At 35.9% G+C, this 7112-nt stretch carries 5 protein-coding genes; all 5 read left to right on the forward strand.

All coding sequences use genetic code 11. The features are described from left to right. On the forward strand, positions 1-159 hold a 159-nt coding region (locus P8M54_RS15300; RefSeq protein ID WP_300288898.1), incomplete at its 5' end, for a LuxR C-terminal-related transcriptional regulator. A gap of 237 nt (positions 160-396) precedes the next feature. Beyond that, positions 397-3444 carry a TonB-dependent receptor gene (locus P8M54_RS15305; protein ID WP_300288893.1) on the forward strand — a complete coding sequence of 1016 codons (3048 nt, stop codon included), beginning with the start codon at positions 397-399 and terminating at the stop codon, positions 3442-3444. Positions 3445-3455: 11 nt separating this feature from the next. Continuing rightward, positions 3456-4982: a RagB/SusD family nutrient uptake outer membrane protein gene (locus P8M54_RS15310; RefSeq protein ID WP_300288894.1), complete on the forward strand. Its 1527-nt coding sequence runs from the start codon at positions 3456-3458 to the stop codon at positions 4980-4982. Positions 4983-4997: 15 nt separating this feature from the next. Beyond that, complete coding sequence (locus P8M54_RS15315; protein WP_300288895.1) at positions 4998-6593, forward strand: hypothetical protein; 1596 nt, start codon at positions 4998-5000, stop codon at positions 6591-6593. 79 nt (positions 6594-6672) lie between these two features. Beyond that, the coding region (locus tag P8M54_RS15320) for a PKD domain-containing protein (RefSeq protein WP_300288897.1) at positions 6673-7112 on the forward strand (440 nt) is incomplete at its 3' end.

Raw genomic sequence — 7112 nt, forward strand, 5'->3', positions numbered from 1 at the left:
CGATTATGTGCTTATTTAAGGCTCAATTTAAGTTCAAAGGAAATAGCACCGTTGCTAAATATATCTGTAAGAAGTGTTGAAATAAAAAGATACCGATTGCGTAAAAAAATGAATTTATCGCATGAACAGGGACTCGCTGAGTATATATTAGCTGTATAGTTGCAGCTTAAAAAATCAAAAATAACTATACATCACCACAACATTAACGTTATTGTTGTGGTTTTTTGTTTTCTAATGTATTTGCTTTTGAGGATTTAAGGCTAAAAAGCGGTTGTTTTATCGGGTATTAACAATAAATCGAGGTTTTTTTTGAATTGTATGTTTTTTGTTGAGGTTATTTTTGTGTATTTAAAAGTTAACCCTGCTAAATTTACAATTCACACTAAACCTAATTTTATGAAGTCAAACTATCTATTAATTCTGTTTCTGCTATTGACATCTTTTGGTTTTGCCCAAGGAGTCGAAGTAGGTGGAGTTGTAAAAGAAGCAATCTCTGGTTTACCGATACCAGGAGTAAATGTTCAAGTTAAAAACGCAACTGCAAATACGGCTACCGATATGGATGGACGTTTTAATTTAAAAAATGTTGCAACGGGATCAGTAGTAGTTTTTTCTTATATCGGGTATAAAAGCTATGAATATAAGGTTAGCTCTACAAATAGCACACTTTCAATTGGATTACAAGAAGATTCAAAATTATTGAATGAAGTAGTCGTAATTGGATACGGAAGTCAAAAAAAGAAAGAAGTTACTGGAGCTGTTTCTACGGTAGATAGTAAAACGCTAGAAGTTTTAAAACCGGTTAGGATAGAACAAGCATTACAAGGAACTGTCTCAGGTGTAAATGTTACCTCGCAATCCGGTTCTCCTGGAGCTGCTTTAGATATTCGTATTAGAGGTATTGCTACAAATGGTGATGCGAAACCACTAACTATTATAGACGGATACATTGGTGAATTAGGGTTATTAAATCCTAATGATGTTGAAACTATTACTGTTTTAAAAGATGCACAGGCGGCTATTTATGGTTCAGCGGCAGCTAATGGTGTAATTCTTATTACCACTAAAACGGGTAAAAAGAATTCGAAGGGTAAAATTGCTTATAACACGTATACAGGTTTTCAAGAATCATCACGAATTCTACCGACCTTAAATGCAACTGAGTATGCATTAATTTTAAATGAAAGCTATGCTAATAGCGGGAATGCTATTCCTTTTCCTAACGTTAGTACTTTGGGTAAAGGAACTAATTGGCAAAACGAGACTTTAAGTACTGGAGTACCTATATTAAGTCATGATTTAACTTTCTCGGGTGGTTCGGATAAAATTACATATTCTGTAAGTGGTTCTCATCTTGATCAAGAAGGTATTGTAGGTAAAGCCAAATCTGGGTTTTTACGTAACACAGCTAGACTATCTTTGGCAGCAGATGTAACAGATAGGTTAAAGCTAAAAACGAATGCTATTTACACTTATTTTAACAGAAGGACTTTGCCTGAAAATGGTAATGCTTCTGTTTTATTAAATGCTGTAAATGCTCCTTCTAATATTAAACCTTATGATGCTAATGGAAATTTTTCAGTTTTTCCAGGAGGTACGCTAGGAAATGAAATGATTAATCCATTGGCACAAATTGCCAATACCTATAACGATTTTAATTTTAAGCAATTAAGTGGTAATTTTGGGTTAGATTACAAAGTAACCTCTGCCTTTGTATTAAGTAGTACTATAGGTTTTAAAACTGCTAATAGTGAGGGTAAATCTTTCTCACCAATACTCGATTACGGGCCTGGAAAGGTATTTAACAATACAAGAAGTTCTGTTTCTCAAAATGCGGTTAATGACAACAATTACTCATTTGATTTGTATGCTACCTATACTAAAACAATATCACAAAACCATAAAGTTGTAGCTTTAGTAGGAAATACTATCTTTAAGGAATATGGCAATGGCTTATTTGCCACCGGCTTTGATATACCTCTTAATTCATGGGAGAATGCAGATATTGCTCTTGCAAATGGCGCTCCTGCAGAAGGCACATTGACGGTAGGTTCTTATGTTTATGATGAGAGACGACTTTCTTATTTTGGAAGACTGCAGTATGATTACAAGGGGAAATATCTTTTGTCAGGTATGATTAGACGCGACGGTTCAACTAAATTTGGGCCAGGAAATAAATTCGGTTATTTTCCATCTGTTACCGCAGGATGGATTATTTCTGACGAAGGTTTTTTTGGCGAATCTAAAACAGTAAATTTCTTGAAATTAAGAGGAAGTTATGGAATTGTAGGTAATGATGCTATTCCTCCCAATGGTTTTATCTCTCAATTGACTGGTGAAGCTACTTATGTTTTTAATGGTGCATTAATTAATGGTCGAGCAACCGGTCAAATTCCAAACCGTAATCTAAAATGGGAGGAAGCTAAAAAATTTGATCTTGGTTTGGATATGAATTTGTTTAATAATAAACTGATATTAGTTGCTGATTATTTTATTGATACCCGTGCTGATTTATTAATTCCTAATATACCTGTTTCTGGAATCTCAGGAGGCCAAGCACCAGGTGCGTCTAATCCAACTATCAACGCAGGAACCGTCAGAAATGAAGGAATTGAGTTTTCGGCCAATTTTAGCAATAAGTTCTCTGATGATTTCAATATGAGTTTGGGTTACAATGTAACTGTTCTAAGAAACAACGTTATTGCCATGGGTGCGCCGTTTATTCCGGGTGGTTCATTTGGTATTGGTCAACAACCACCATCTCGTATGGAGGTAGGTCATTCTATTGGTTATTTTTATGGTTTGAAAACCAATGGGATATTTCAAAATCAACAGGAGGTGAATGACGCTCCATCTCAAGCTGAGTTAGGTGTTGCCGCTTTTCCTGGAGATATTCGCTATGTGGATGTTAATGGTGATGGTAAAATCAATTTTGATGACAGAACAGATATTGGAGATCCAATACCAACAGCAACAATGGGATTCAATTTACAATTTAATTACAAAGCGGTCGATTTTTCGATGTATACCTTTGCCTCTTTAGGAAACAATATGGTACGCAATTATGAAAGTGTTGCTCCTGATGCGAATCGCTTAAATTATGTTTTAGGAAGATGGACTGGCGAGGGAACGAGTACTACGAATCCAAGAGTAACCACAGCAGCCACAGCTAACAAATTGTTTTCAGACTATTTTGTAGAAGATGCTTCTTATGTTAGAATTCAAAACATACAAATAGGATATTCTGTTAATCCAAATGTGATTGAAAAAGTAGGTATGAGTAAAGTACGTCTTTATGCAGGTGTAAACAATCTATATACTTTTACAAAATACAAAGGCTTTGACCCTGGAGCATCTAATGGTGCGCCTATAGGAGGAGGAATTGATTATGGTTTTTATCCAATTCCGAGAACATATATGTTAGGTTTAAACATCAATTTTTAATTCACACTAAAATGAAAAAAAATTTATATATAAGCATAATTACGCTAGCCGTTTTTGCTACAGTTACCATTTCTTGCAGTGATGATTTCGTAAGTCGTCCTGTGCAATATTCTATAGATTCTGAAAATTATTTCAATTCAAAGTCAGATTATGATAATGCTTTAATTGCAGCCTATGATATGTTGCAGTCTAGTTTTATTAATGTTTTAATGGGAGAGATTGCGTCAGACAACACATTTGCAGGAGGAAATAGTCCTACAGATGTAATTGGTTACCAACAAATAGATCAAATGACCCATGGTCCAGTAAATGAAAATTTGAAGCAATTGTGGGATTGGATGTTCGCGGGTGTACAAAGAGCGAATTATATTCTTGAATTCAAGGATAAAACCGATTTTCAAGGAAAGAATCAAGTTATAGCAGAGGCTCGATTTTTGAGAGCGTATTATCAGTTTGAATTGGTTAAGTGGTTTGGTGGTATACCAATGAAAGGGGATGCACGCTTTGCACCAGGAGATGAAAAGTCTATTCCACGTTCATCAGTTTCGGAGGTATATGCTTCAATACAAAATGACCTTATTTTTGCTGCCGCTAATTTGTCAGCTATCCCAGCTCAAAAAGGTAGAGCTACTAGTGGTGCAGCTCTTGCATTGTTGGGTAAAGCCTATTTGTATGACAAAAAATACGATAAAGCAGCTGAAACATTTGATAAATTAATTACTACAGGAAACTATAGATTAGTTAAAACCACTGATTTAACGCCACAACAAATTAGTAGTGGTTTGTCGGCCTTTGGGAGTATTTTTGAAGATGCTGGAGAGAACGGACCAGAGTCTGTTTTTGAGGTGCAATACACAGATGTAGAAGGAGCAAGTTATGGTGCTTTGCAAGCAAGTGAGGGAAATGTGGCAGTTGGTTTTGCAGGACCTTTTGGGTACGTTGGTCCAACGTTTGCAGATGGGAATAATTTTAATTTACCTACTCCAAAGATAGTAAGTGCTTTTGAAGCTGGTGACTCTAGAAAAGCAGTGACAATTTTAGATATGGTGGCTTGGATTGCTCAAAACCCAGGAACAAGCTACACGAAACAAAATCAAGATACAGGATATTTCAACAGAAAATACATTCCTAGAACAAGAAGGCCAGAGGCAGCTGGAGATGTTAAACTTACGAGTCCTAATAACTACAGAGCCATCCGTTATGCTGATGTTTTATTAATGGCAGCTGAGGCACACAATAAAAGTACGACTTCAAATGATGGAAGAGCAAGAACGTACTTGAATGAGGTTAGAGCGAGAGCTTTTGGAGATAATAATCACAATATTACTGCATCAGGAGCAGCCCTAGCTGATTTTATTCAAGCAGAAAGAAGAGTAGAATTAGCCGGTGAAGGATTCCGTTTCTTTGACCTTGTGAGAACAGGAAAGGCGGTTCAAGAAATACCAAATTTTAAGGCTAATAAAAATGAGTTATTTCCACTACCGATTGAAGAAATTCAATTTGCAAACGGTAATTGGGCGCAAAATCCTGGATATTAATTTAATAAATACATTATGAAAAATATAAAATATATAGCAAGTCTTATCGCAGCAGTTCTAGTTGTAAGTTGCTCATCAGAGAGCGATTTAATGGACCTAGGAGCGGTAGGTGCGCCCGCAAATATTTCTGCTCTAACAACTATAACGCAAGATAATACTGGTAATGTTACTTTTATTCCAAGAGGTGAGGGAGTAACGCAGTACGAGATATACTTTGGTGATGGCACAGCTACACCAGCTTATGTACGACCAGGGGAAACCGTGACGCATAAATACAAAGAGGGTAAATTTCAATCCAAGATTGTTGGTATTACTGTAAACGGGAAAAAAACTGAGGTTGTTCAAGAAGTTACTGTTTCATTTTTAGCGCCTAGAAATTTTGAGCCAACAATTACGATCGGAAGTAATCTCTCGATCAATGTGTCTGCCAAAGCAGAATTAGAAACTTTTTTCCAAGTTTATTATGGTGATGTTGTTAATGAAGTGCCTGTAGATTTTATGGAAGGAGAGGTTAAAACGCATACTTACAAAGCAGCAGGAACCTATCAAGTTCGTGTCGTAGCTTTAAGCGGTGGAGCAGCCAAGACGGAAAAGACAGAAAGTGTAACAGTTACCAATTTAGTTGAAGCACCAGTTCCAACTATTCCAGCAGCAAATGTAATTTCAATGTTTAGTGATAGTTATACCAATGTAAATGTAGATACCTGGAGAACTTCATGGTCGCAAGCTAACCTAGAGGAAATCGACATAAGCGGAAATAAAGCGAAAAAATATAGTAGTCTAAATTTTGTTGGTGTCGAAGCAACGACAAATCCAATAAATGCCTCTGCAATGACCTTTTTTCATACCGATATTTGGTCATCGGATTGTACAGAGTTCAAAGTTAAACTAGTTGATTTTGGTGCTAATGGTGTATTTGGTGGTGGAGACGATAAAGAACATGAAATCACTATTTCTAATCCTGATAAAGAAAAATGGGTGAGTTTAGACCTTCCTTTAAGCAGTTTTACTGGCTTAACAACTCGTTCTCACATTGCTCAAATAATTTTTGTTGGAGCGCCATCAGGTGCTGCTACAGTATATGTAGATAATGTGTTCTTTTATAACCTTGCAGGTTCAATAACTGCTGCTCCTGCACCAACAGTGGCTGCGTCAAAAGTGATTTCTATGTTTAGTGATAGCTATACTAATGTTACTGTTGATACTTGGAGAACATCGTGGTCTCAAGCTAATTTAGAAGATGTTGTAATTAGTGGAAACAATACTAAAAAATACACTGCACTTAATTTTGTTGGAATTGAAACTATAGCTAATCCTATTAATGCTTCGGCTATGACGCATTTTCATACGGATGTTTGGTCTTCAGATTTTACTGAATTTAGAGTTAAATTAGTTGACTTAGGTGCTAATGGAGTATTTGGTGGTGGAGACGATGTAGAACATGAAGTAGTAATTCCTTCACCAGCTAAAGGAGTTTGGGTTTCACTAGATATTCCTTTAAGTTCTTTTACTGGATTAACTACAAAATCTCACATTGGTCAGTTGATCTATGTAGGAGCACCAGCAGGTAGCAATACAGTCTATGTCGATAATGTATACTTTCATAATTAAGCATAGTATTTAAAATTACATAAACAATTGGACTACAAATTAATTAATTAGAATTAATTTTTTTTAAAAAAAGATAAAGATGAAAAGAATACTAATAAAAATAGTAGCGGTTTTTAGCCTTCTACTTATGATTAATTGTCAAGAGGACAATCTAAGTTTTGGATCATTAGCAGCTCCCTCCAGTCTACAGGTTACGGCCGAAATTATTGGAAAAACGGTAGCAAAGCCTAATGGAGACGGTTCTGGAAAGGTAAAGTTTACCAGTAAGGCAACTAACGCGATATCTTACAAGTATATTTTTAACGATGGTACTTCTCAAAATTCTCCAAGCGGAATATTTGAAAACACTTTTTTAACACCTGGTGTTAATACGTATACCGTTACTGTAATAGCGTCAGGAGCTGGTGGTGTATCCACTAATACAACAATTGAGGTTACTGTTTTTAGCGATTTCAAAGACGAACAAGCTGTTCAATTTTTAACAGGAGGATCAAGTAAAAAATGGTATTGGGCACAAAC

Origin of the sequence: Flavobacterium sp. (genome assembly GCF_029242675.1) — a bacterium.
In the GTDB taxonomy this organism is placed as follows: Bacteria; Bacteroidota; Bacteroidia; order Flavobacteriales; family Flavobacteriaceae; genus Flavobacterium.

Coding starts and splice junctions, on each gene's coding strand:
- P8M54_RS15305 (WP_300288893.1), top strand. CDS start 397: ATGAAGTCAAACTATCTATTAATTCTGTTTCTGCTATTGACATCTTTT.
- P8M54_RS15310 (WP_300288894.1), top strand. CDS start 3,456: ATGAAAAAAAATTTATATATAAGCATAATTACGCTAGCCGTTTTTGCT.
- P8M54_RS15315 (WP_300288895.1), top strand. CDS start 4,998: ATGAAAAATATAAAATATATAGCAAGTCTTATCGCAGCAGTTCTAGTT.